General features: G+C 63.3%; 22 protein-coding genes. 14 read left to right on the top strand and 8 right to left on the bottom strand.

What is annotated here, in order from left to right:
* Window positions 1-443: 443 nt before the first annotated feature.
* Window positions 444-1280, bottom strand: a complete 837-nt coding sequence (locus ACK59Z_RS23830; protein ID WP_409293791.1) for a DUF6515 family protein — start codon at window positions 1278-1280, stop codon at window positions 444-446.
* A 395-nt stretch (window positions 1281-1675) separates the two neighbouring features.
* Between ACK59Z_RS23830 and ACK59Z_RS23835 the strand changes: the two genes are divergently transcribed.
* Entirely contained in the window at window positions 1676-2152 is a 477-nt protein-coding gene (locus ACK59Z_RS23835) for an Lrp/AsnC family transcriptional regulator (protein WP_003249795.1), read from the top strand.
* A gap of 54 nt (window positions 2153-2206) precedes the next feature.
* A complete protein-coding gene (locus tag ACK59Z_RS23840; protein ID WP_003249787.1) occupies window positions 2207-2410 on the top strand; it encodes a DUF2788 domain-containing protein in 204 nt (67 codons plus the stop codon).
* Between the two features lie 114 nt (window positions 2411-2524).
* Here the strand turns inward: ACK59Z_RS23840 and ACK59Z_RS23845 are convergent, their stop codons facing one another.
* The 3 genes from ACK59Z_RS23845 to ACK59Z_RS23855 form a co-directional block, all read right to left on the bottom strand.
* Complete coding sequence (locus ACK59Z_RS23845) at window positions 2525-3157, bottom strand: pseudouridine synthase (protein WP_003249785.1); 633 nt, start codon at window positions 3155-3157, stop codon at window positions 2525-2527.
* A gap of 6 nt (window positions 3158-3163) precedes the next feature.
* A complete protein-coding gene (gene amn, locus ACK59Z_RS23850) occupies window positions 3164-4627 on the bottom strand; it encodes an AMP nucleosidase (protein ID WP_003249782.1) in 1464 nt (487 codons plus the stop codon).
* Window positions 4628-4732: 105 nt separating this feature from the next.
* On the bottom strand, window positions 4733-6385 hold the full coding sequence (locus ACK59Z_RS23855) for an acyl-CoA dehydrogenase family protein (RefSeq protein ID WP_409293793.1): 1653 nt from the start codon (window positions 6383-6385) through the stop codon (window positions 4733-4735).
* Window positions 6386-6460: 75 nt separating this feature from the next.
* On the opposite strand from ACK59Z_RS23855, the gene ACK59Z_RS23860 reads away from it, so the two are divergent.
* On the top strand, window positions 6461-6586 hold the full coding sequence (locus ACK59Z_RS23860; protein ID WP_219912585.1) for a diguanylate phosphodiesterase: 126 nt from the start codon (window positions 6461-6463) through the stop codon (window positions 6584-6586).
* A 262-nt stretch (window positions 6587-6848) separates the two neighbouring features.
* Here the strand turns inward: ACK59Z_RS23860 and ACK59Z_RS23865 are convergent, their stop codons facing one another.
* Window positions 6849-8837: a sensor histidine kinase gene (locus ACK59Z_RS23865; RefSeq protein WP_409293795.1), complete on the bottom strand. Its 1989-nt coding sequence runs from the start codon at window positions 8835-8837 to the stop codon at window positions 6849-6851.
* A gap of 265 nt (window positions 8838-9102) precedes the next feature.
* Between ACK59Z_RS23865 and ACK59Z_RS23870 the strand changes: the two genes are divergently transcribed.
* From ACK59Z_RS23870 to ACK59Z_RS23885, 4 genes are all read left to right on the top strand, one after another.
* A complete protein-coding gene (locus ACK59Z_RS23870; RefSeq protein ID WP_010955404.1) occupies window positions 9103-9900 on the top strand; it encodes a hydroxymethylpyrimidine/phosphomethylpyrimidine kinase in 798 nt (265 codons plus the stop codon).
* A 13-nt stretch (window positions 9901-9913) separates the two neighbouring features.
* On the top strand, window positions 9914-10537 hold the full coding sequence (gene thiE, locus ACK59Z_RS23875) for a thiamine phosphate synthase (protein ID WP_409293797.1): 624 nt from the start codon (window positions 9914-9916) through the stop codon (window positions 10535-10537).
* A 16-nt stretch (window positions 10538-10553) separates the two neighbouring features.
* Complete coding sequence (gene hemL, locus ACK59Z_RS23880) at window positions 10554-11837, top strand: glutamate-1-semialdehyde 2,1-aminomutase (RefSeq protein WP_003249773.1); 1284 nt, start codon at window positions 10554-10556, stop codon at window positions 11835-11837.
* A 244-nt stretch (window positions 11838-12081) separates the two neighbouring features.
* Window positions 12082-12627, top strand: a complete 546-nt coding sequence (locus ACK59Z_RS23885) for a tetratricopeptide repeat protein (RefSeq protein WP_004576914.1) — start codon at window positions 12082-12084, stop codon at window positions 12625-12627.
* Between the two features lie 3 nt (window positions 12628-12630).
* Here the strand turns inward: ACK59Z_RS23885 and ACK59Z_RS23890 are convergent, their stop codons facing one another.
* Window positions 12631-12957 carry a DUF1820 family protein gene (locus ACK59Z_RS23890; protein ID WP_003249769.1) on the bottom strand — a complete coding sequence of 109 codons (327 nt, stop codon included), beginning with the start codon at window positions 12955-12957 and terminating at the stop codon, window positions 12631-12633.
* Between the two features lie 232 nt (window positions 12958-13189).
* On the opposite strand from ACK59Z_RS23890, the gene ACK59Z_RS23895 reads away from it, so the two are divergent.
* Genes ACK59Z_RS23895 through lnt form a run of 4 tightly spaced genes read left to right on the top strand, consistent with a single transcriptional unit; the run spans window position 13190 to window position 17045 of the window.
* Entirely contained in the window at window positions 13190-14188 is a 999-nt protein-coding gene (locus ACK59Z_RS23895; RefSeq protein WP_409293799.1) for a PhoH family protein, read from the top strand.
* On the top strand, window positions 14181-14654 hold the full coding sequence (gene ybeY, locus ACK59Z_RS23900; RefSeq protein WP_003249763.1) for an rRNA maturation RNase YbeY: 474 nt from the start codon (window positions 14181-14183) through the stop codon (window positions 14652-14654). Before ACK59Z_RS23895 ends, ybeY begins: the two co-directional genes overlap by 8 nt.
* A 25-nt stretch (window positions 14655-14679) precedes the next feature.
* The gene (locus ACK59Z_RS23905; protein ID WP_003249762.1) at window positions 14680-15519 is read left to right on the top strand and encodes an HlyC/CorC family transporter; all 840 of its coding nucleotides are present in this window, start codon (window positions 14680-14682) and stop codon (window positions 15517-15519) included.
* 8 nt (window positions 15520-15527) lie between these two features.
* Entirely contained in the window at window positions 15528-17045 is a 1518-nt protein-coding gene (gene lnt / locus ACK59Z_RS23910) for an apolipoprotein N-acyltransferase (RefSeq protein WP_003249759.1), read from the top strand.
* Between the two features lie 146 nt (window positions 17046-17191).
* Here the strand turns inward: lnt and ACK59Z_RS23915 are convergent, their stop codons facing one another.
* Both ACK59Z_RS23915 and ACK59Z_RS23920 read right to left on the bottom strand, forming a co-directional pair.
* Window positions 17192-17953, bottom strand: coding sequence for a YdcF family protein (locus ACK59Z_RS23915; RefSeq protein ID WP_004576917.1), 762 nt, complete (start codon window positions 17951-17953; stop codon window positions 17192-17194).
* Window positions 17954-18087: 134 nt separating this feature from the next.
* Window positions 18088-18402, bottom strand: coding sequence for a hypothetical protein (locus ACK59Z_RS23920; protein ID WP_003249755.1), 315 nt, complete (start codon window positions 18400-18402; stop codon window positions 18088-18090).
* Window positions 18403-18629: 227 nt separating this feature from the next.
* Here ACK59Z_RS23920 and leuS point away from each other — a divergent pair, with 227 nt between their 5' ends.
* The 3 genes from leuS (at window position 18630) to holA (ending at window position 22980) form a co-directional block, all read left to right on the top strand.
* Window positions 18630-21236 (top strand): leucine--tRNA ligase, encoded by a 2607-nt coding sequence (gene leuS / locus ACK59Z_RS23925; protein ID WP_004576918.1) that lies wholly within the window; start codon window positions 18630-18632, stop codon window positions 21234-21236.
* Between the two features lie 61 nt (window positions 21237-21297).
* Window positions 21298-21903, top strand: a complete 606-nt coding sequence (lptE, locus tag ACK59Z_RS23930) for an LPS assembly lipoprotein LptE (protein WP_003249751.1) — start codon at window positions 21298-21300, stop codon at window positions 21901-21903.
* Window positions 21904-21942: 39 nt separating this feature from the next.
* Window positions 21943-22980: a DNA polymerase III subunit delta gene (gene holA, locus ACK59Z_RS23935; protein ID WP_003249749.1), complete on the top strand. Its 1038-nt coding sequence runs from the start codon at window positions 21943-21945 to the stop codon at window positions 22978-22980.
* The last annotated feature ends 4 nt before the right edge of the window (window positions 22981-22984 follow it).

Raw genomic sequence — 22984 nt, forward strand, 5'->3', positions numbered from 1 at the left:
GCCCAATCCCCCCCGGCCGACCCCGGTTGCGGCCGCTCCCGTATTCGCGGGTAACCCCGCGCCTACACGGGCACAGGCCGTTGTAGGAGCGGGTTCACCCGCGAATGGGCCGGGCCTGCTGGTCAATTTCCACCTGCCGATCACCGTTGCCGCCGCTACCGTATTCGCGGGTAAACCCGCTCCTACACGTGCACAGGCCGTTGTAGGAGCGGGTTCACCCGCGAATGGGCCGGGCCTGCTGGCCAATTTCCACCTGCCGATCACCGTTGCCGCCGCTACCGTATTCGCGGGTTTACCCGCACCTACACGCGCACAGGCCGTTGTAGGAGCGGGTTCACCCGCGAAAGGGCCGGGCCTGCTGGCCAATTTCCACCTGCCGATCACCGTTGCCGCCGCTACCGTATTCGCGGGTAAACCCGCGCCTACACAGTTCCGTGCAGGATTCAGTTGATGCTGTAACCCCGACCACTGAAGCAAGCCCCCAGCGCCCGCTGGTAGTGGCTGAGCACAGTGGCCGCCGGTGCGTACGTCGCCGTCGCCGGGTCGAAGCCTGACTGGCTCACCGCCCAGCGATGGCACTGGTAGCGGTCCTGCTCCTGCTGTTCCTGACCCTGGCCATACATCGGATAGGCCACCACGTCATACCCACCATTTGCCGGGGCCACCGGCACGGGCGACGGCACGCCGACCGGCGGATTGACCACCACATATTCCTGGCTGTCTGCCAGGTACTGGTAATAGGTATCGGCCACCAGAAAGAACAGCGCACCACCCAACCACACTTCCCGCGCATAAGGCGGCAGGTAATTGACCCGCACGCCGTACGGCGGGGTCACCACGATGTAACTGCCCCCGTGCGGGCGGTACCAGTAACCCCCCGAGTAGAAATAATCAGCCCCCCGGTAGGGTACTTTCCAGTAGCGGTCAGAAAAATGGTCCACCGTGTGCCCCGGGCGATACTGCGGCCCAGGCCCCCAGCCATTGCCGTGGCCATCCGGGCGCCCGTGCCAGTCGCCACCGGGCCGTTGCCCCGGGCCACCGGCTTGCCAGTGGTGATCATCACCGTGGCGGCGGGGAATGTCCTGGTAATACCCCTGGCGCGGCGGTTGGGTCTGGCGCACTTCGTCGCGCGAGTTGAGCGAGCGCCCCGGCCCACCCTCACCTTGCACCTGCTGGCCACGTTCACCGGGCCCTTCGCCGGGCCCTTCAGCCAAGGCCCCAAGGCTGATGCTCAAACTCAGCAAACCAACACCTGCCAACTGCCAGATGCGCGACGTCATGGTGTTCCTCTCGGTAGAAAAAACTGCAACCAACGCCAGTCTACCGCGCCCACCACACAGGCCAATTAAAATTCCCGACATGAAAAAAGGGAGGCCACAGGGCCTCCCTTCAGGAATTGTCGTCCGTGCTCGGCACTTGTGGCGCCGGCTCACCTCACACCGTCTTCTGGAAGGTGTGTAGCCCGGGGGCCTGCAGATCCTGTTGGATGGCTGGCCGCAACCGCCCGCCTAGGGCGCGTCGCCGTGGACTGATGTCCGGGCAGTGATTCTGGTGATAAAGATACCGGACGGGTTGCGACAGAGGATTGCGAAGATTGCTCAGATAAATAGCACTTGCGCAATTTTTCACCCTGGATTGATAATTCGCAGCAATCCGAACAGAAAAGGCAAATGCCATGAGCAAACTTGACCGCTACGACCTGAGCATCCTCGCCGAATTGCAGCGCGATGCGCGCATTTCCAACCAGGAATTGGCCGAACGCATCGGCCTGTCGCCATCGCCATGCTCGCGTCGGGTCAAGCAACTGGAGGACGACGGCTACATTTCGCGCCAGGTGGCCCTGCTCGACCGCAAGAAGCTAGGCCTGAGCCTGACCGCCTATGTGTTGATAGGCATGGACCGCCACACCCCGGAACGCTTTGAAACATTCGAGGCCGCCATCCGCAACCTGCCACAGGTGCTCGAATGCAGCCTGGTCACCGGCATGGATGCGGACTATCAGTTGAAAGTGGTGGTGCCGGACATGGACCACTACCAGAAACTGCTTCTAGGCAGCCTGACGCGTATCGAAGGCGTCACCAGCGTGCGTTCGAGCTTCGTGCTCAACCAGGTGTTGGCCAGCACCGAGCTGCCATTGACCCACCTGCGTTAAATGCTCACGCCAGCCGGCGTATAATCGGACGTTCAACCCGCCTGGAGAACATCGATGGATCCCGCCGTATTCGAAGAATGGATGATGATCATCCTGGTCACCGTGTTGATCGGGTTCATGGGCTTCATCGTCTGGGACCTGGCGAAAAAGTCCAAGGCAGGCAAGTTCGGCACGCTGATCCTGTTCTTTGTGCTGGGGCTTGGGGTGTTGGCCTTTATCATCAAGAGCGTGGTGGTGGGGTTTCTGGAAGGCGTATAAAAAATGTTGGGGACATTCGCGGTCACGCCCACTCCAACAGCGTTGGCGCTGCCTTCAAGTACTGCGCCGTCCCTGTGGGAGCGGGCGTGCCCGCGAACAGGCCCCTGACCTGAACTAAAGCTTGGCAGGGACCTCCCGCCAGCAACCCTGCTCCAGCCCATCCAGCGCCCAGTCACCAATGCGCACGCGCACCAGTCGCAAGGTCGGCAGCCCCACCGCCGCCGTCATGCGCCGCACCTGGCGGTTACGCCCTTCGCGAATCACCAGCTCCAGCCAGCTGGTCGGCACACTTTTGCGAAACCGTACCGGCGGGTTGCGCGGCCACAGTTCGGGTTCTTCCAGGCGCCGCGCCTCAGCCGGCAAGGTCGGCCCATCATTCAGCGCCACACCATCGCGCAAACGCTGCAACTGCTCGTCACTCGGTTCGCCTTCCACCTGGACCCAGTAGGTCTTGGCCAGCTTGTGCTTCGGGTCGGCAATCCGCGCCTGCAACCCGCCATCGTTGGTCAGCAACAGCAAGCCTTCACTGTCACGGTCCAGCCGCCCGGCCGGGTATACGCCCGGGATGTCGATGAAGTCCTTGAGCGTCGCGCGCCCTTCACCGTCGCTGAACTGGGTCAGCACGTCGAACGGTTTGTTGAACAGGATCAGGCGAGGCTCGGCAGGTGGCGCCTTGGCCTGGCGACGCGGGCCGGCGGCAGGCCGCGCCTGGGGGCGGCGCGGCTTGTTACGGGGTGGCAGTGACATGGATCCTCAGCGGAACGGCGGCTCATCGAAGCTGCGCAGTTTACGCGAGTGCAGCGAGTTCAGCTCGGTGCGCAGCAGGTCGAGGGCGGCAATGCCGATCTTCAGGTGCTGGCTGACCGCCCGGTTATAGAAGGCGTTGGCCGAACCTGGCAGTTTGATCTCGCTGTGCAGCGGCTTGTCGGACACACACAGCAAGGTGCCGTAAGGCACGCGCAAACGGTAGCCCTGGGCAGCAATGGTGCCGCTTTCCATGTCCACCGCCACGGCACGCGACAGGTTGATCAGCGGGCGTTCCTGGGCCCAGCGCAACTCCCAGTTGCGGTCGTCGTAGGTCAGCACGGTGCCGGTGCGCAGGCGCTTTTTCAACTGCTCGCCACGCTCGCCAGTGACCTGTGCGGCAGCCTCCTGCAAGGCCATCTGCACTTCGGCCAGGGCCGGGATCGGGATATTCGGCGGCACGACCCGGTCGAGAATGCCGTCACGGCGCATGTAGGCGTGTGCCAGCACGTAGTCGCCGATGGTCTGCGACTGCCGCAGGCCGCCGCAGTGGCCGATCATCAGCCAGCAATGCGGGCGCAGCACGGCCAGGTGATCGGTGATGTTCTTGGCGTTGGACGGGCCGACACCAATGTTGACCAAGGTAACGCCATTGCCGTCGGCGGCGATCAGGTGGTAGGCCGGCATCTGGAAGCGGTGCCAGACCACGCTGGCCACCAGAGCCTGGGTTTCGCCATGGTCCATGCCCTTTTCGATCACGACGTTGCCCGGCAGCACCATACGCACGAAGCGCGAGTCGTCACGCAGCTGTTCCAGGCCATGGCTGATGAACTGGTCGACATAGCGGTGGTAGTTGGTCAGCAGGATCCACGGCTGTACATGGCGCCAGTCGCTGCCGGTGTAGTGCACCAGGCGGCGCAGCGAGAAGTCGACCCGCGCGGCATCGAACAATGCCAGTGGCATGATTTCAGCATGGTCCCAGTCGTACAGGCCATCAGCGATGTTGTCGGTGGCCGCCGACAGGTCGGTGCTGGGGAACACCCGCGCCAACTGCGCAGCGGTAATGCCGCTGCCAGCCAATTCGTCGCCCTGGTCGACCACATAGGGATAAGGGATGTTCTGCTCGCTGACGCCAACTTCTACCGTAACGGTGTAGTCATGCATCAGCGGGCGCAGTTGCTCCAGCAGGTAGCCACGGAATGCAGCGGGCTGGGTGACGGTGACGCTGTAGGTGCCGGCAACCTGGACCTTGGCATAAGCGCGGGTGGTGGCGGCGACTTCGCCATGGCTGTAGTAGGTCAGGCGCAGTGCCGGGTAGCGGAACAGGTCGCGCTCATCGGTATCGGGCTCGGTACGGTCCTTCAGGTAACGCTTCAGGGCCTGACTCAGGGCACCTGTGGCCTGTTCATGCAAGGCCGCCAGACGGTCGACGGCCTGTTCGGGGGTATCAACGACTACAAAAGCGTGGCTCACACTGTGCTTCCTGTCTGGACATGCATGTGATCCATCTTGCCTGCCTTCTTGGTTAAATACACCCCCATTGATCGGTGTTGGGTGCATTCGCGGGCAAGCCCGCTGCTACAGCGGCCAGACAGGCGTAGCCCTGGTTACCAATGCCATCACATCCACACCTCGCGGCAGCGCCCCGTACACCCGGCCACCACCGGCCAAGCGGCTGCCGATAAACGCATCACTGACCTCCGTATTCCCCGCCTCCAGCAGCAGCTTGGCCTGCAACGCCAGGGCAATATCCTCGGTCAGTTGCCGCGCGCGGTACTGCATGTCACCGGTGTCGGCAAATGCCCCCTTGAGGTTGCCGATATGCGCTGCCAGGCGCGGGTCGCCATGCCCGTCACCCAGCTCGACAAACAGTGCATCGAGTACGCCCGGCTCCTTGGACAAGGCCCGCAGCACATCCAGGCACTGCACGTTGCCCGAGCCCTCCCAGGTCGAGTTGACCGGTGCCTCGCGGTACAGCCGTGGCAGAATGCTGTCTTCCACATAACCCGCGCCACCCAGGCATTCGGCGGCCTCGTTGATCATGGCCGGCGCACGTTTGCAGATCCAGTACTTGCCCACCGCCGTGACCAGCCGGGCGAAATGCGCCTGCTGCGGGTCGTCCAGTTGCTCCAGCGACTGACCCATGCGCAAGCTCAGGGCAAGCGCAGCCTCGCTTTCCAGGGCCAGGTCGGCCAGCACGTTCTGCATCAGAGGTTGCTCATTGAGCACCCGCCCGCCGACCTTGCGATGCGCGCAATGGTGGGCCGCCTGCGTCAACGCCTGGCGCATCAGTGCGCTGGAGCCGACCATGCAGTCGAACCGGGTCATGGCGACCATCTCGATGATGGTCGGCACGCCGCGTCCCTCTTCGCCAATCATCCATGCCAGCGCACCGCGGAACTCCACTTCGCTGGAGGCGTTGGAGCTGTTGCCCAGCTTGTTCTTCAGGCGCTGGATATAGAACTGGTTGCGGTTGTCATCGGGGCGGTGACGCGGCAGTAGGAAGCAGCTCAGGCCTTTTTCGGTTTGCGCCAAGGTCAGAAAAGCGTCGCACATCGGCGCCGAGCAGAACCACTTGTGGCCAACCAGCTCATAAGCCTGCCCCGGGCCTGGCGCACCGACCGGATAGGCCCGGGTAGTGTTGGCGCGCACATCGGTGCCGCCCTGCTTTTCGGTCATGGCCATGCCCAGGGTGACCCCGGCCTTGTGCCGGTCGCCAATGTTGCGCGGGTCATATTCGCAGGCAAGGACCTTCGGCAGCCAGTATTCAGCCAGCTCAGGCTGCAGGCGCAATGCCGGCACGGCGGCAAACGTCATGGTCAGCGGGCAGCCGGTGCCGGCCTCGGCCTGGCTGTGCAGGTAGGTCATCGACGCCCGTGCAACATGGGCGCCAGCACGGGGTTCGGCCCATGGCAAAGACGGCAGGCCATGTTCGACGGCGGTACGCATCAGCTCATGGTAGGCCGGGTGGAACTCGACCAGGTCGATGCGATGGCCATAGCGGTCGTGGCTGCTGAACTCGGGTTTGTGCGCGTTGGCCAGGAAGCCTGCCTGCATCAGCGGGCCGCCGGCCAGGGCACCATAGGCGTCGATCCGCGACTCGGCCCAGCCCGCGCCAAAACGCCTTGACCATTCTTGCAATGGCAGGTCGAGGCGGTACAGGTTGGCACCGTCGAGCGGCGGCGGCTGGTTGGTGACTTCGTGGGTTTCAGCGTACTGGTGCAGGCTCATCGGGGGGCTCCTGGATCCGGGTAGGCTTGAGAGACCCAGTGAAGCACTGCTTGCGGGGTAGTCAAAGGGGTATTAATGACTAAACGTGTGGTTGCAGGCGCGCGCGCGCGTAGAAGCGGGTTTACCCGCGAATACGGTGGCGGCGGCAACGGTGAACGGCGGCTGGATATCGGCCAGCAGACCCGGCCCTTTCGCGGGTGAACCCGCTCCTACAACGACCTGTGCATGTGTAGGAGCGGGTTTACCCGCGAATACGGTGGTGGCGGCAACGGTGAACGGCGGCTGGATATCGGCCAGCAGACCCGGCCCTTTCGCGGGTGAACCCGCTCCTACAACGACCTGTGCATGTGTAGGAGCGGGTTTACCCGCGAATACGGTGGTGGCGGCAACGGTGAACGGCGGGTGGAAACTGGCCAGCAGGCGCGGCCCTTTCGCGGGCAAGCCCGCGCCTACAGGGTGTGCGCTACAGCGAGCGCCGCACCTGCAGCAGGTTCGGGCTCATCTGCACCTGCGAAATCGCTACATTCAAACTCAACTCGAAGCGGCTGCCCAACCCGCGCGTCGACTCATGCGCCAATCTCGCCCCCAGCAACTCTCCCATCTGCCGGCATATCGACAACCCAATCCCCAAACCGCCATACCGCCGGGTCATCGAACCGTCGACCTGGAAGAACCGCTGGTACAGGGTCGACTGCTCCAGATCATCGAAACCGATACCGCTGTCGCTGACGGTAAAGGTCAGCGCCAGATCATCCGGCCCCACCCGGCGGCCGCGCACCTGGATCATCACCCCGCCCTGATGGGTGAACTTCAAACCGTTGTCCACCAGGCAACCCAGGCAGTGCGCCAGTTTCTGCCCGTCACCGAGCAACCCGTCCGGCAGGTCGGCCGGAATATCCAGGCTCAGGTACAAGCCTTTGCCCAGCGCCTGCCCGGCATAACCGGCGCGCAAGCCCTGCAACAGGGTGCGTAGGCTGAACGGTGCCGGCTGCGCCCGCAGGCGGCCGGCCTGCAATTCGGACAGGGTAAGAATGGCATCGACCATATCCATCATGCCTTGGGCAGACCCCACTGCCGTGTGATGGTACTGAGCCATTTCAGCCCCCATCGGCAGGGTGTGCATCAGCTCGAGCGAGCCAATCACCCCATTCATCGGGGTGCGCAGTTCATGCGTCACGCTGGCCAGGAACTCGTCCTTCAGGCGATTGCTCCTGGCCAGTTGCAGGTTCAGTTGCTCCAGCGTACGCCCAGTGTCACGCAAGGTCTGCGCCTGCTGCTCGCGCAGGCTGTTGATGCGGTCGGCCAGCGCCAGCGACAGCAAAGCCACTTCCAAGGCCGAACCGAGCTGGCTGGCATACATGGTGATGAACACGTTCGGCAGGTAGCCCAGCACCATCAAGGTGTTGACCAGGCCACCAAGCAGGAACGCCGTCCAGGCGATGATGAACCAGCGCGCCACTCGCAAGCCGCGCCACCAGGCATACAGGCCGGCGCTGAAGACGCTTATGGTGAACAGCAGCGCCAGCAGCGTCGCCATGCGCAGCGCAATGCCGTAGGGCATGCTCACCGCCAGTACCATGACCAGCGCGCCACCCAGCATCAGCAGTTGCAACAGGCGGTCGAAACCACGGTTGATGCTGCCCAATTGCAGGAAGTGGCGGGCGAACTGGCAACCGAACAGGCCGGCAGCACCGATGAACAATGGCGTGGAGGCATTCGCCCACCAAGGGCTGTCTGGCCAGAAATAAGCTACACCGGCGCCGTTCACCGAGACCTGGTAAAGACCGAACGAAGCGATGTAAAGGATGTAATAGAGGTAGCTGACGTCACGCACGCTGAGGTAGATGAACAGGTTGTACACCAGCATCACCAGCAACACGCCGTAGATCATCCCCAGCACATACAGGCGCGTGGGCTGCTCTTCCAGATAGGCTTCAGGGGACCATAGCGCCAGCGGCGCTTGCACCGAACCCTGGCTTTGCAGCCGCAGGTACGCGGTGGTCACCTTGCCAGGTGGCAGTTGCAGTTCGAACAAGTAGTTGTTCTGCCGGATCTGCCGGCTGTCGTAGGGCAAGGCATCGCCCGTGCGCTGCGCCAGGCGGTACAAGCCGCTGCTGTCAGGCAAATACAGTTCGAGGTGATCCAGTGGCGGGTAGGCCAGCTCCAGCAGCCATTGCCGCGGGGCTGCGCTGGGCGCGGCAACGGGGCGCAGCTCGACCTTGAGCCAGAACACCGAGGTGGAGTAACCGGCGTTCAGCACATCCTCACGGTGGGGCTGAAAGTATTTGGCAAACCCGGGGGCACTGACCTGAGCGATGCTGGCATTGCCATCGGGGTCCTCATAAACCTGCATGGCCTTGCCCAGTGGGAGATGCCGGGTAGCGTCGTCGAAATCGACCGCTCCGGCCAGCACGGGCAGCAAACCCATAAGCACAATCAGCAAATAGCGCATACAGCCCCAGCATGGCCTGCCCGGTCGCGTCGCGGTAGCCTCCCATCCGTTTGAGACGACGTGATCCTGCAGCACCCGTTTGTCGAGTTATCCGAGCACTCTAGCATAGCCTCACAACCTGGCAATCGGCCACATAAAAACACAAAGAAAAGGCTCTAAATCAATGCTTTCAATAGAAAAACAAATGACAACCTGACCGATCGATCAGTAAAACTCGTTTGTCGGACGATCCGCCCAAACAGGTTTGGTGGTAAGCTCGCCGACCATGAATACCTACAGCTCCCGCCCCGTTGTCCTCTGTCTCTCCGGCCACGACCCCAGTGGCGGCGCCGGCTTGCAGGCAGATATCGAAGCCCTGATCGCCCAAGGCTGCCACGCTGCACCTGCAGTGACCGCCCTGACCGTGCAGGATACCGTCAACGTTTCCGACTTCCGCGTGCTCGACCGCGAGTGGGTGCTGGCCCAGGCCAACGCCGTGCTGGCCGACTCCACGGTGGCCGCCGTCAAGTTGGGCATGCTCGGCTCGATCGAGATGGTCGACACCGTCGCCGAACTGCTGGCCGCCCACCCCCACCTGCCGCTGGTCTGCGACCCGGTGCTGCGTGCCGGTGGCGGTGGCCGCCTGGGCAAGGACGAAGTGGGCTATGCCCTGCGCGAACGCCTGCTGCCGCTGGCGACCATCGCCACGCCGAACCTGCCCGAAGCACGCATCCTCGCCGAACTGCCCGAAGGCACCGCTGACGAATGTGCCGAGAAACTGTTGCCGTTCTGTAGACACCTGCTGATTACCGGCGGTCACGGCGACGAAGACGAAATCCACAACCGCCTGTACACCCAGGACGGCCAGCACTTCACCTGGACTTGCCAGCGCCTGCCAGGCAGCTACCACGGCTCGGGCTGCACCCTGGCCAGCGCCCTGGCCGGCCGCCTGGCGCTCGGCGAGCAGCTGGAAAGCGCCGTGCGCACCGCCCTGGACTACACCTGGCGCACCCTGCGTGACGCCGAGCAACTGGGCAAGGGCCAATACGTGCCGCGCCGCCTGCCCCTGGACTTCTGCTCCTGATACGAGGCCTTCAATGAAGCTATGCGGTCTGTACGCCATCACCGACAGCCAGCTGCTCGCCGGCCGTTTCCTGTCCCATGTCGAGGCGGCCCTGGAAGGCGGCGTGTGTCTGCTGCAGTACCGCGACAAGAGCGACGATGCAGCGCGCCGCCTGCGTGAAGCCGAAGGGCTGATGAAGCTCTGCGAGCGTTACGGCACCCAGTTGCTGATCAACGATGACGCCGAACTGGCCGCCCGCCTGGGTGTCGGCGTGCACCTGGGCCAGACCGACGGCCCGCTGACCCCGGCCCGCGCACTGCTCGGCCGTCAGGCAATCATCGGCTCCACCTGCCACGCCAGCCTCGAACTGGCCGCCCAGGCTGCCAGCGAAGGCGCCAGCTACGTGGCCTTTGGCCGCTTTTTCAATTCTGTCACCAAGCCGGGCGCGCCCGTTGCCAACGTCGGCCTGCTTGAGCAGGCCCGCGCCCAGGTGAAACTGCCGATCGCCGTGATCGGCGGCATCACCCTCGACAACGCCGCCCCGTTGGTCGCCCACGGCGCCGACCTGCTGGCGGTGATCCACGGCTTGTTCGGTGCCGACAGCGCGCAGGAAGTCACCCGTCGCGCCCGCGCCTTCAACGCCTTGTTCGCATCCTGATTCGAGAGATACTTCCATGTCCCGTTCCGAAGCCCTGTTCGCCCAAGCCCAGAAGCACATCCCTGGCGGCGTCAACTCGCCAGTCCGCGCTTTCAAGAGCGTTGGCGGCACGCCGCTGTTCTTCAAGCATGCCGAAGGCGCCTATGTCGTTGACGAGGACGACAAACGCTACGTCGACTACGTCGGCTCCTGGGGCCCGATGATCCTCGGCCACGGCCACCCGGACGTGCTGGACTCGGTACGCAAGCAGCTGGAGCACGGCCTGTCCTACGGCGCGCCGACCGCCATGGAAACCGAGATGGCCGACCTGGTCTGCTCGATCGTACCGTCGATGGAAATGGTGCGCATGGTCAGCTCGGGCACTGAAGCCACCATGAGTGCCATCCGACTGGCACGTGGCTACACTGGCCGTGATGCCATCATCAAGTTCGAAGGCTGCTACCACGGCCACTCCGACAGCCTGCTGGTAAAAGCCGGCTCCGGCTTGCTGACCCAAGGCGTGCCAAGTTCGGCAGGCGTGCCAGCGGACTTCGCCAAGCACACCCTGACCCTGCCGTTCAACGACATCGCCGCCGTCGAGAAGACCCTGGCCGAAGTTGGCCAGACCGTGGCCTGTATCATCGTGGAGCCAGTGGCCGGCAACATGAACTGCGTACCACCGGCACCGGGTTTCCTCGAGGGCCTGCGCGAGCAATGCGACAAGCATGGCGTGGTGCTGATCTTCGACGAAGTGATGACCGGTTTCCGCGTCTCGCTCGGCGGCGCCCAGGGCCATTACGGCATCAAGCCGGACCTGTCGACCTTCGGCAAGATCGTCGGTGGCGGCATGCCGGTCGGCTGTTTCGGCGGCAAGCGTGAAATCATGGGCTGCATCGCCCCGCTCGGCCCGGTCTACCAGGCCGGCACCCTGTCGGGCAATCCGCTGGCCATGGCCGCCGGCCTGACCACCCTCAAGCTGATCAGCCGCCCAGGCTTCCACGCCGAGCTGACCGACTACACCAGCCGCATGCTTGACGGCCTGCAGCAACGCGCCGATGCCGCTGGTGTGCCATTCGTCACCACCCAGGCCGGTGCCATGTTCGGCCTGTACTTCAGCGGCGCCGACGATATCGTCACCTTCGAAGACGTGATGGCCAGCGATGCCGAGCGCTTCAAGCGCTTCTTCCACCTGATGCTCGACGGTGGCGTGTACCTGGCACCGAGCGCATTCGAGGCGGGCTTCACCTCCATCGCCCATGGCGACAAGGAGCTGCAGATCACCCTGGATGCGGCTGAGAAAGCCTTCGCTGCCCTGAAGTGATGGCCAGCCTGTACCGGCCTCTTCGCGAGCAAACCCACGCCTACACTCATGAAAGCGACGCCCCCTTGTAGGCGCGGGTTCACCCGCGAAGAGGCCGGTACAGGCAATAATTACGCACGCACAATCAGCTGACTTCCCCAACCAAGCAGAAATTCGAGTAAAACTTTGTAAGGTTGGCGCTGCTTATCCCATAATGTGCCACCAGAGACATTGGCCGCAGCTTTGCAGAGGTAAGTCGATCCCCATGAACCGCACCGGCCGCGCCCTGACCCTGGGCTGCCTGTTGCTTCTTCAGCCCCTGCTGGCCCTGGCGGAGGGCGGTAACTCGTTGCTGATTCCGGCGACGGGCCGCTGCACCTTGAACGTTCAGCCTGAAGACCTGGCAAACGCCCTCAAGGCCTGCGAGCAGACGGCGACTGCGGGGGATGCCCAGGCGCAATTCGAACTGGGCGAGTATTACTACACGCAAACGCCAAAAAACCTGGGCAAAGCCCTGGACTGGTTCCAGAAGGCATCGCTGCAAGGCCAAGCCGACGCCCAATACCGTCTGGGTGCCATGTTCTTTCATGGCGAAGGGGTCAAGGCCAACAACGTACAGGCCTACATCCTGCTGAAAATGGCTGCGGTCAACGGCGCCGAAGATGCGCTGGACATGGCCGACGAAGTAACCGAGCAAATGCCCCGTGACGAACTGGAGCATGCCACCCAGGTGCTCGGCCAGATTTTCCGCAAGTACCTGCTCGAACTGCAGAACGCCGAAGGGCGCACGCCGTTCTCGCCGCTTCCCTGAAGGTCACTTTTCCGGCATTGGCATCGGGAACGGCATCACATTGCCGCCGCCCTTGGCCTCGCTGATCTTCGCCGTGCCCAGGCGCTCCACCTCATCGATGCGCACAATCGAGTGCATCGGCACGAAACTGCGGACCACTCCGTCGAACTGGCTCTTGAGCTTCTCCTCACTCGGGTCCACTACCAGTTGCGAGCGCTCTCCGAACACGAACTCCTCGATTTCCAGAAAGCCCCACAGGTCACTCTGGTAGATCTGCTTGGCGTACATCTCGAAGACCTGGCCCTGGTTCAGGAAGATCACTTTATAGATGGCGGGTTCGCGTTTGCTCATGTTCGACCAGATAACACATGCGTAAGAAAAGGTGGGCATGATACCTGTTCTGGCCTGTTCACGGGTGAACCCGCGCCCATAGGATCCCCACCGGCCTTGCCGGAGTGGATTGACCCGCGGGGAGGCCAGAACAGCCCGTACATACCGTTGAACGTTTCAGTGCTTTCGCCACTGCCATTCAAGGGTTATTCTTGAGTTCAACTCCATCGCCGTCGAGCGGCTAAAAACGACCTTGAACGCACCCATAGAACCCCATCGTTTCATCCTCGAACCCTTCGAGGCCCACCGTTTCGCCAACTTGTGCGGCCAGTTCGACGAGCACCTGCGCCTGATCGAACAGCGCCTGGCCATCGAGATCCGCAACCGCGGCAATCAGTTCGAACTGATCGGCGAACCCAGGACCACCTCCGCTGCCGAACAGCTGCTGCGCCGTCTCTATCGCGAGACCAAGGCCACCGACCTGTCACCGGAAACCGTGCACCTGTACCTGCAGGAATCGGCTGTCGAAAACATCGACAACCCGGCCGTCAACGAGGTCAGCGTGTCGCTGCGCACGCGCAAGGGCAATATCCGCCCGCGCGGGCTCAACCAACAGCGCTACGTCAAGGAAATCCTGGCCAACGACATCAATTTCGGCATCGGCCCGGCCGGTACCGGCAAGACCTACCTGGCCGTAGCCTGCGCCGTGGACGCGCTGGAGCGCGAACAGGTGCGCCGCATCCTGCTGGTGCGCCCGGCGGTCGAGGCGGGTGAAAAGCTTGGTTTCCTGCCTGGCGACCTGGCACAGAAAATCGACCCGTACCTGCGCCCGCTGTACGACGCCCTGTACGAAATGCTCGGCTTCGAACACGTGGTCAAGCTGATCGAACGCCAGGTGATCGAAATCGCCCCTCTGGCCTACATGCGTGGCCGCACCCTGAACAACAGCTTCATCATCCTCGACGAAAGCCAGAACACCACGCTCGAGCAGATGAAGATGTTCCTGACCCGCATCGGCTTCGGCTCCACCGCGGTGATCACCGGTGACATCACCCAGGTCGACCTGCCCCGTGGCACCAAGTCGGGCCTGGCGCACGTCATCGAGGTGCTGAAGGACGTTCCGGGGATCAGCTTTACCCATTTCCAACCCAAGGATGTGGTTCGTCACCCACTGGTGCAGCGTATCGTCGAAGCCTACGACCGCTTCGAAGCCCGCCAGTCCAAGCCCGAGGCGCCCGGCAAAGATGCTTGAACTTGATATCCAACGGGCCACGGATGCTGCCACTCCAGAAGACGCCGCCTTGCGCCGCTGGTGTGAATTGGCGTTGCGCCAGCGCAGCGCCGACTCGGAAATGACCATTCGCCTGGTCGACGAAGCCGAAGGCCGGGAGCTGAACCACACCTACCGGCACAAGGACTACGCGACCAATGTGTTGTCGTTCCCGGCCGACGTGCCCGATGAGCTGCTCGATATCCCGCTGCTGGGCGACCTGGTGATCTGTGTAGCGGTGGTCGAGCGCGAAGCGGCCGAACAAGGCAAATCGCTGGAAGCGCACTGGGCGCACCTGGTCATCCACGGTTGCCTGCACTTGCTCGGCTATGACCACATCGAAGATGAGGAGGCCGAGGAAATGGAAAGCCTGGAACGGGAATTGCTGGCAGAACTGGGTCACCCTGACCCGTATGCCGATGATGAAACCGACTCAATCACACACTGATACACGAAGGATCACGAGAACCGCCATGAGCGAAGATCGATCGAGCAACGGGCAGAAGTCCTGGCTGGGTAAACTGACCCAGGCTTTTGCCCATGAGCCGAAAAACCGCCAGGAGCTGCTTGAGCTGCTGCGCGAAGCCCATCAGAACAAATTGCTGGACAGCGAAGCGCTGACCATCGTCGAAGGCGCCATTCAGGTCGCCGACCTGCAGGTTCGCGACATCATGGTGCCGCGCTCGCAGATGAACAGCATCAAGGCCGGCCAGTCGCCTCGCGAGTTCCTGCCGGCGGTGATCGACGCCGCGCACTCGCGCTACCCGGTAATCGGCGAAAGCCATGACGATGTGCTCGGGATCCTGCTCGCCAAAGACTTGCTGCCGTTGATCCTCAAGGAGAACGGCGACAGCTTCAACATCAAGGACCTGCTGCGCCCGGCCACCTTCGTACCCGAGTCCAAGCGCCTGAACGTGTTGCTGCGTGAATTCCGCGCCAACCACAACCACATGGCCATCGTCATCGACGAATATGGCGGCGTGGCGGGCCTGGTCACCATCGAGGACGTGCTGGAACAGATCGTCGGCGATATCGAAGACGAGCACGACGTCGAGGAAGACAGCTACATCAAACCACTGCCCAGCGGTGATTTCCTGGTCAAAGCGCTTACCCCGATCGAGAACTTCAACGAGTTCTTCGACAGCGAGTTCTCCGATGACGAGTTCGACACGGTCGGCGGCCTGGTGATGAGCGCCTTTGGCCACCTGCCCAAGCGCAACGAAACCACTGAGATCGGGTCATACAAGTTCCGTATTCTCAACGCCGACAGCCGGCGGATACACTTGCTGCGCCTGACCCCGATCACCCGTTAAGGATAAACATGCGTTGGATCACCCGCCCCGGCTGGCCCGGTAACCTGCTGGCCCTGGCGGCCGGTGCTTCCACCCTCCTGGCCCTGGCGCCGTTCGACATCTGGCCGTTGGCGGTGTTGTCCATCGCGGTGCTCTACCTTGGCCTGCGCGAGCTCAGCCCGCGTCAGGCCATGTGGCGTGGCTGGTGGTTTGGGTTTGGCCTGTACGGCGCCGGCACCTGGTGGATCTACGTCAGCATGAACACCTACGGCGGCGCCTCGCCGCTGCTGGCAATCGTGTTGCTGCTGGCGTTCTTCGCCGCACTGGCCTGGTTCTTCGCCCTGCCCACCTGGCTATGGGCGCGCTGGCTACGCCGCAACGAAGCACCACTGGCCGACGCCTTGTGCTTCGCCGCCCTCTGGTTACTGCAAGAGGCCTTCCGCGGCTGGTTCCTGACCGGCTTCCCCTGGCTCTACGCCGGCTATAGCCAACTGGACGGCCCGTTGGCCGGCCTTGCGCCGCTGGGCGGCGTCTGGCTGATTTCCTTCACCCTCGCCCTCACCGCCGCCCTGCTGTGCAACCTGCACCGCCTGCGCACCCGCCCCTCGTTCCTGGCCGTGGCCAGTGTGCTGTTGCTGGCCCCCTGGGGGCTGGGACTGGCGCTCAAGGGCCATGCCTGGACCATTCCGGCAGGCGAGCCGCTGAAAGTGGCAGCGATCCAGGGCAACGTCGAGCAGGACCTGAAATGGGACCCCGCGCACATCGACGCGCAACTGGCGCTATACCGCGACCTGAGCTTCAGTTCCAGGCCGGTGGACCTGCTGGTGTGGCCGGAAACCGCCGTTCCGGTGCTCAAGGACCAGGCCCAGGGCTACATCGACGTGATGGGCCGCTTCGCTGCCGAGCGCCATTCGGCACTGATCACGGGCGTACCGGTGCGTGAAGAAGTGCACCACCAGCGCCGCTACTACAACGGCATCACCGTCACTGGCGAAGGCGATGGCACCTACCTCAAGCAGAAGCTGGTGCCATTTGGCGAGTATGTGCCGCTGCAAGACGTGCTGCGTGGGGCCATCGAGTTCTTCAACCTGCCCATGTCGGACTTCGCCCGCGGCCCGGAAGATCAGCCGCTGCTGCAGGCCAAGGGCTACCAGATTGCGCCTTACATCTGCTACGAGGTGGTCTACCCCGAGTTCGCCGCCGGCCTGGCTGCGCGTAGCGACCTGCTGCTGACCATCAGCAACGACACCTGGTTCGGCAAATCGATCGGCCCCTTGCAGCACCTGCAGATGGCGCAGATGCGCGCGCTGGAAGCCGGCCGCTGGATGATCCGCGCCACCAACAACGGCGTGACCGCCCTGATCGACCCGTTTGGCCGCATTACCACGCAGGTTCCGCAGTTCCAGCAGGCCGTGCTGTATGGCGAGGTGGTGCCGATGCAGCAGCTGACGCCTTACCTGCAATGGCGCTCATGGCCGCTGGCAATTGTCTGTGCATTGCTGCTGGGCTGGGCGTTGCTGGCAGGGCGTATTGCAAAAACCGTCTGATTGGCGATACGCGGCCACTGTAGGAGCGGGTTTACCCGCGAATACGGTAGTCGCGGCAACGGTGAACGGCGGGGGGAGATTGGCCGGCAGGGCAGGCCCTTTCGCGGGCAAGCCCGCTCCTACAGGGGATTATGTAAGCCGGTGAATCAGTAAAACACCCGATACCCCACCAACCCCACCACTTCATTGAACAACTGCCCGCTCTGCCACATCGCCCGGCTCTCTGGCAGCAGACCGCCAAACGGCCGCGCATGATCGCGCCCAAGGAACCCCACCGGCGCCGGCACCACCTCAAAACCCGCCTTTTCAAAACTCCAGCGGGAACGCTGCATATGCCAGGCCTGGGTCACCAGCACCACCCGGCGAAATCCCAGAGGCTGCAGCACTTTGGCCGTGAGCTGAGCATTTTCCCAGGTCGTGCGGCTGGCCTCTTCGCGCCATTTCACCTCGACCGCGAAATCTTCATGCAAGCGTTCCGCCATCAGCCTCGCCTCGCTGGGCGGCGTGCCGTAATGCAACCCACCACTGGTCAACACTGGCAGGCCCGAGGCCTTGGCCAGCCGCGCGGCAAAGCGCATACGTTCCAGTGCCGTGGCCGTGGGCTGGTCACTGCCACCCCAGGCCGGGTCCCCGCGCTCGCGCCCGGCGCCCAGCACCACAATGGCATCCGCCCGGCTCGCCAGGCCGGCCCAGTCGCTCACGGCCAGCGGCGGCTCACTTTCCAGCACACGGGCGGTTTCCTGCACCACCAGCGGCAGGCTCATCAACCACAGGCCACCCAGCCCTACGCTAAAGCAAAGCGCCGCCAACCGCGGCCGCCGCGTACGCAGCCACCATGCCGCAAGCAGCAGCAAGAACAGCACGCCCGGCGGCATCAGCCATTGTTTGATGAAGAATCGGATCGGCATCGGCCACACCTCCTTGGCAGGCGTGCAGCCTAGAAGGATCGACGCCGGTCAACAAGTGCGTACCGGCGTCGATCTTGAGTTGTGTGATAGTGAAGAACCGGCGCGCGATAGCCTGCGCCTGGCGTCCTGAACGGCTAGCGATGTGGCAGCGTCCTGGATCTCGCCGTACTGGCGGGGCGTTTCTTGTCCTTGAGCCAGATGATCTTGGCCGATGTCGGCTCCGCTTGTGGGTAACTGCCGACAGCAGCATTGTGGCGCTCCGGGAGGGAATCCAGGTAGGCCTTGATCACTTCGAACTCTGCGTGGCTCAAGCCACGCAACTCAAGCTCAGCTGGCATCTCGTCGCGCAATCGCACCGAGGTCCTGGCCGTTTCCAGTGCCAGGCCAAGCCGGTCGATCAGGCGCTCGTAAAGCTCCGGTCTGATTGCGGGTAGCTGCGTCTCTCCCATCCGTTCACCTCATTGAAGGTAAGAATATCTCCCCCCACACCTGAGCTTAGCGTCGCTGCAAAAAGCAGCCGTGCGCCGCGACCAGCGGCCATTCGCAACGAAGGTTTCCCACGATGCGCGGCGCTGCTGTATGCTACGGCGTTCACTCTAAACGACACCGGAGTGCCGGACGCAGCGAGGTTCCGCTGCCTGGAACAAGGTCTCTTCTCTCTCAGCCAAAAGTAGCCATGCACGAACAATACACGCCCCGTGATATCGAAGCCGCCGCCCAGAAGTTCTGGGACGAGCAACAATCGTTCGCTGTTACCGAACAGCCAGGCAAAGACACCTACTATTGCCTATCGATGTTCCCGTACCCGAGCGGCAAGCTACACATGGGCCACGTGCGCAACTACACCATCGGTGACGTGATTGCCCGCTACCAGCGCATGCTGGGCAAGAACGTCCTGCAGCCGATGGGCTGGGACGCTTTCGGCATGCCCGCGGAAAACGCGGCGATGAAAAACAACGTCGCCCCGGCCAAGTGGACGTACGAAAACATCGACTACATGAAGACCCAGCTCAAGAGCCTGGGCCTGGCCATCGACTGGGCACGTGAAGTCACCACCTGCAAACCCGACTACTACCGTTGGGAGCAGTGGCTGTTCACCCGCCTGTTCGAAAAAGGCATCATCTACCGCAAGAACGGTACCGTGAACTGGGACCCGGCGGACCAGACCGTACTGGCCAACGAACAAGTCATCGACGGCCGTGGCTGGCGTTCGGGCGCGCTGATCGAGAAGCGCGAAATCCCGATGTACTACTTCCGCATCACCGATTACGCCGACGAGCTGCTGGAGAGCCTCGACGAGCTGCCGGGCTGGCCTGAGCAGGTCAAGACCATGCAGCGCAACTGGATTGGCAAATCGCGCGGCATGGAAGTCCAGTTCCCGTACGACCAGGCCAGCATCGGCCACGAAGGCACCCTCAAGGTCTTCACCACCCGTCCGGACACGCTGATGGGCGCCACCTACGTCGCCGTCGCCGCCGAGCACCCGCTGGCCACCCAGGCTGCGCAGGGCAACCCGGCGCTGCAGGCGTTCATCGATGAGTGCAAGAGCGGCAGCGTTGCCGAAGCCGACATGGCCACCCAGGAGAAGAAAGGCATGGCCACTTCCCTGCTGGTCGAGCACCCGCTGACTGGCGAGAAGCTGCCAGTATGGGTCGCCAACTACGTGCTGATGCACTACGGTGATGGCGCGGTCATGGCCGTGCCGGCCCACGACGAGCGCGACTTCGAGTTCGCCCACAAGTACAACCTGCCGGTCAAGGCCGTGGTGCGCACCAGCGCTGGCGATGAAGTCGGCAGCGAGTGGCAGGCCGCCTATGGCGAGCACGGCCAGCTGATCAACTCCGCCGAGTTCGACGGCCTGGACTTTGCTGGCGCCTTCGACGCCATCGAAGCGGCCCTGATCCGCAAGGAACTGGGCAAATCGCGTACCCAGTTCCGCCTGCGCGACTGGGGTATCAGCCGCCAGCGCTACTGGGGCTGCCCGATCCCGATCATCCACTGCCCGTCCTGCGGCGACGTCCCGGTGCCGGAAGACCAGCTGCCGGTCACCCTGCCGGAGAACGTGGTGCCGGACGGCGCCGGTTCGCCACTGGCGCGCATGCCTGAATTCTACGAATGCAGCTGCCCGAAATGCGGTGCTGCGGCCAAGCGCGAAACCGACACCATGGACACCTTCGTCGAGTCGTCCTGGTACTTCGCCCGCTACGCCTCGCCAAACTACGACAAAGGCCTGGTCGACCCCAAAGCCGCCAACCACTGGCTGCCGGTAGATCAGTACATCGGTGGTATCGAACACGCGATCCTGCACCTGCTGTACGCGCGCTTCTTCCACAAGCTGATGCGTGACGAAGGCCTGGTCACCTCGAACGAGCCATTCAAGAACCTGCTGACCCAGGGCATGGTGGTCGCCGAGACCTACTACCGCGTTGCCAGCAACGGCGGCAAGGACTGGTTCAACCCGGCCGATGTCGAAATCGAGCGTGATGCCAAAGCCAAGATCATTGGCGCCCGCCTGAAGACCGACGGCCTGCCGGTGGAAATCGGTGGCACCGAGAAAATGTCGAAGTCGAAAAACAACGGCGTCGACCCACAGTCCATGATCGAAGCCTACGGTGCCGACACCTGCCGCCTGTTCATGATGTTCGCCTCGCCGCCCGACATGAGCCTGGAATGGTCCGACTCCGGCGTCGAAGGTGCCAGCCGCTTCCTGCGCCGTGTCTGGCGCCTGGCTCAGGCTCACGTCAGCCAGGGCCTGCCAGGCAAGCTGGATGTTGCCGCCCTGGACGACGCGCAAAAGGTCATCCGCCGCGCCATTCATGCGGCCATCAAGCAGGCCAGCACCGATGTGGGCCAGTTCCACAAGTTCAATACCGCCATCGCCCAGGTGATGACCGTGATGAACGTGCTGGAAAAGGCCCCGCAAGCCACCGAACAGGACCGCGCCCTGCTGCAGGAAGGCCTGGAAGCCGTCACCCTGCTGCTGGCGCCGATCACTCCGCACATCTCTCACGCGCTGTGGCAGCACCTGGGCCACGCAGGCTCGGTGATCGATGCCGCCTGGCCAAGCGTCGACGAACAGGCGCTGGTGCAGGACTCCATTACCTTGGTGGTTCAGGTCAACGGTAAGCTGCGCGGCCAGGTCGAGATGCCTGCCGCTGCCAGCCGCGAAGAAGTCGAAGCCGCTGCCCGCAGCAACGAGAATGTCCTGCGCTTCATCGATGGCCTGACCATCCGCAAGGTCATCGTGGTACCGGGCAAGCTGGTCAACATCGTCGCCAACTGATGAAAACGCCCACCCGCATTGGCTGCGGGTGGGCGGAACAGGCCCAAAAGGGAGCAACAACATGATCAAACGCAATTTGCTGGTAATCGGCCTGGCGGTCATGCTCAGCGCCTGCGGTTTCCAGCTGCGCGGCACCGGCTCCACCGAGCTGAGCGTAAAGGAAATGGACGTCAGCGCGCGCAATGCCTATGGCCCGACCGTGGTCCAGCTCCGTGAAGTGCTGGAACGTAGCGGCGTCAACGTGCACGCCGGCGCACCGTATCGCCTGGTGCTGACCAACGAACAGGAGCGCGAGCGCTCGGCTACCTACAACAGCGGCAACCGTACCGCCGAGTACGAGCTGACCACCAAGCTGGATTACAGCATCCTGGGCCTGAACAACCTGGAGCTGATGAGCGACAAGCTGGAGGTGCGCAAGGTCTACGTGCGTGACGGCTCGAACATCACCGGCTCCGAGCAGGAAGCCAAACGCGCCCGCGAAGAAATGCGCCGCGACCTGATCAACGCCATGGTCGTACGTTTGCAAATGCTGTCCCCATCCCAGCTGGATGAGTTGCAGCGTAAAGCCGACGAGCGCGCCAAAGCCGAAGCTGCCGCGCTGGAGGCTGCCCGCCGCCAGCAAGCCGAGACGCCTCAGCAATCGCCACTGGAAGTACCGGGCAACTAAGCCCGCGAGGGGCGCCCTCGGGCGCCCCACCTGTTCCCCATGAAACTTGCCCCCGCCCAACTCAACAAGCACCTGCAAGGCGCCTTGGCACCGGTCTACGTGGTCAGCGGCGACGACCCGCTGCTGTGCCAGGAAGCCGCCGACGCCATCCGCAATGCCGCGCGTCAGCAAGGTTTCGATGAACGCCAGGTATTCAGTGCCGACGCCAACTTCGACTGGGGCACCCTGCTCCAGGCCGGTGCAAGCCTGTCACTGTTCGCCCAGCGTCGCCTACTGGAACTGCGCCTGCCCTCGGGCAAGCCCGGTGACAAGGGTGCCGCCGCCCTGATGGAATACTGCGCCAACCCCGCCGAAGACACGCTGCTGCTGATCAGCCTGCCCAAGCTCGACAGCAGTGCGCAGAAGACCAAGTGGGGCAAGGCATTGATAGAAGGCGCCCATTGCCAGTTCATCCAGATCTGGCCGGTGGATGTGCACCAGCTCCCGCAGTGGATCAACCAGCGCCTGCAACAGGCCGGCCTGTCGGCCCAGCGTGATGCCGTCGACCTGATTGCCGCGCGCGTGGAAGGCAACCTGCTGGCAGCCGCGCAGGAAATCGAAAAACTCAAGCTACTGGCCGAAGGCAGCCAGATCACCGTGGAAACCGTGCAGGCTGCCGTCGCCGACAGCGCCCGCTTCGATGTCTTCGGCCTGGTCGATGCCATTCTCAACGGCGAGGCTGCGCATGCCCTGCGCATGCTCGAAGGCTTGCGCGGTGAAGGTGTGGAGCCGCCAGTCATCCTCTGGGCCTTGGCCCGTGAGCTGCGCCAACTGGCGGGGCTAGCCCAGCAGTTCAGCCAAGGCGTGCCATTGGACAAGGCGTTCAGCCAGGCCCGCCCGCCCATCTGGGACAAACGCCGACCGCTGGTCAGCAAGGCCCTGCAGCGCCTCTCGGCGCAGCGTTGGGCGCAACTGCTGCAGGATGCCCAGCGAATCGATGCGCAGATCAAAGGGCAGGCTGAAGGTTCGCCGTGGATTGGCCTGGCGCGGCTGTCGCTGTTGATGGCTGGCCAGCGCCTGGCCCTCCCTCCCGAGTAACTGC

The organism is Pseudomonas sp. KCJK9058 (assembly GCF_046230975.1).
In the GTDB taxonomy this organism is placed as follows: domain Bacteria; phylum Pseudomonadota; class Gammaproteobacteria; order Pseudomonadales; family Pseudomonadaceae; genus Aquipseudomonas; species Aquipseudomonas alloputida.

What these genes read in the sequence shown, in the direction of transcription:
- ACK59Z_RS23830 (WP_409293791.1), bottom strand. Translation starts at nt 1,280, where the DNA reads ATGACGTCGCGCATCTGGCAGTTGGCAGGTGTTGGTTTGCTGAGTTTG.
- ACK59Z_RS23835 (WP_003249795.1), top strand. Translation starts at nt 1,676, where the DNA reads ATGAGCAAACTTGACCGCTACGACCTGAGCATCCTCGCCGAATTGCAG.
- ACK59Z_RS23840 (WP_003249787.1), top strand. Translation starts at nt 2,207, where the DNA reads ATGGATCCCGCCGTATTCGAAGAATGGATGATGATCATCCTGGTCACC.
- ACK59Z_RS23845 (WP_003249785.1), bottom strand. Translation starts at nt 3,157, where the DNA reads ATGTCACTGCCACCCCGTAACAAGCCGCGCCGCCCCCAGGCGCGGCCT.
- ACK59Z_RS23855 (WP_409293793.1), bottom strand. Translation starts at nt 6,385, where the DNA reads ATGAGCCTGCACCAGTACGCTGAAACCCACGAAGTCACCAACCAGCCG.
- ACK59Z_RS23860 (WP_219912585.1), top strand. Translation starts at nt 6,461, where the DNA reads ATGACTAAACGTGTGGTTGCAGGCGCGCGCGCGCGTAGAAGCGGGTTT.
- ACK59Z_RS23865 (WP_409293795.1), bottom strand. Translation starts at nt 8,837, where the DNA reads ATGCGCTATTTGCTGATTGTGCTTATGGGTTTGCTGCCCGTGCTGGCC.
- ACK59Z_RS23870 (WP_010955404.1), top strand. Translation starts at nt 9,103, where the DNA reads ATGAATACCTACAGCTCCCGCCCCGTTGTCCTCTGTCTCTCCGGCCAC.
- thiE (WP_409293797.1), top strand. Translation starts at nt 9,914, where the DNA reads ATGAAGCTATGCGGTCTGTACGCCATCACCGACAGCCAGCTGCTCGCC.
- hemL (WP_003249773.1), top strand. Translation starts at nt 10,554, where the DNA reads ATGTCCCGTTCCGAAGCCCTGTTCGCCCAAGCCCAGAAGCACATCCCT.
- ACK59Z_RS23885 (WP_004576914.1), top strand. Translation starts at nt 12,082, where the DNA reads ATGAACCGCACCGGCCGCGCCCTGACCCTGGGCTGCCTGTTGCTTCTT.
- ACK59Z_RS23890 (WP_003249769.1), bottom strand. Translation starts at nt 12,957, where the DNA reads ATGAGCAAACGCGAACCCGCCATCTATAAAGTGATCTTCCTGAACCAG.
- ybeY (WP_003249763.1), top strand. Translation starts at nt 14,181, where the DNA reads ATGCTTGAACTTGATATCCAACGGGCCACGGATGCTGCCACTCCAGAA.
- ACK59Z_RS23905 (WP_003249762.1), top strand. Translation starts at nt 14,680, where the DNA reads ATGAGCGAAGATCGATCGAGCAACGGGCAGAAGTCCTGGCTGGGTAAA.
- lnt (WP_003249759.1), top strand. Translation starts at nt 15,528, where the DNA reads ATGCGTTGGATCACCCGCCCCGGCTGGCCCGGTAACCTGCTGGCCCTG.
- ACK59Z_RS23915 (WP_004576917.1), bottom strand. Translation starts at nt 17,953, where the DNA reads ATGCCGATCCGATTCTTCATCAAACAATGGCTGATGCCGCCGGGCGTG.
- ACK59Z_RS23920 (WP_003249755.1), bottom strand. Translation starts at nt 18,402, where the DNA reads ATGGGAGAGACGCAGCTACCCGCAATCAGACCGGAGCTTTACGAGCGC.
- leuS (WP_004576918.1), top strand. Translation starts at nt 18,630, where the DNA reads ATGCACGAACAATACACGCCCCGTGATATCGAAGCCGCCGCCCAGAAG.
- lptE (WP_003249751.1), top strand. Translation starts at nt 21,298, where the DNA reads ATGATCAAACGCAATTTGCTGGTAATCGGCCTGGCGGTCATGCTCAGC.
- holA (WP_003249749.1), top strand. Translation starts at nt 21,943, where the DNA reads ATGAAACTTGCCCCCGCCCAACTCAACAAGCACCTGCAAGGCGCCTTG.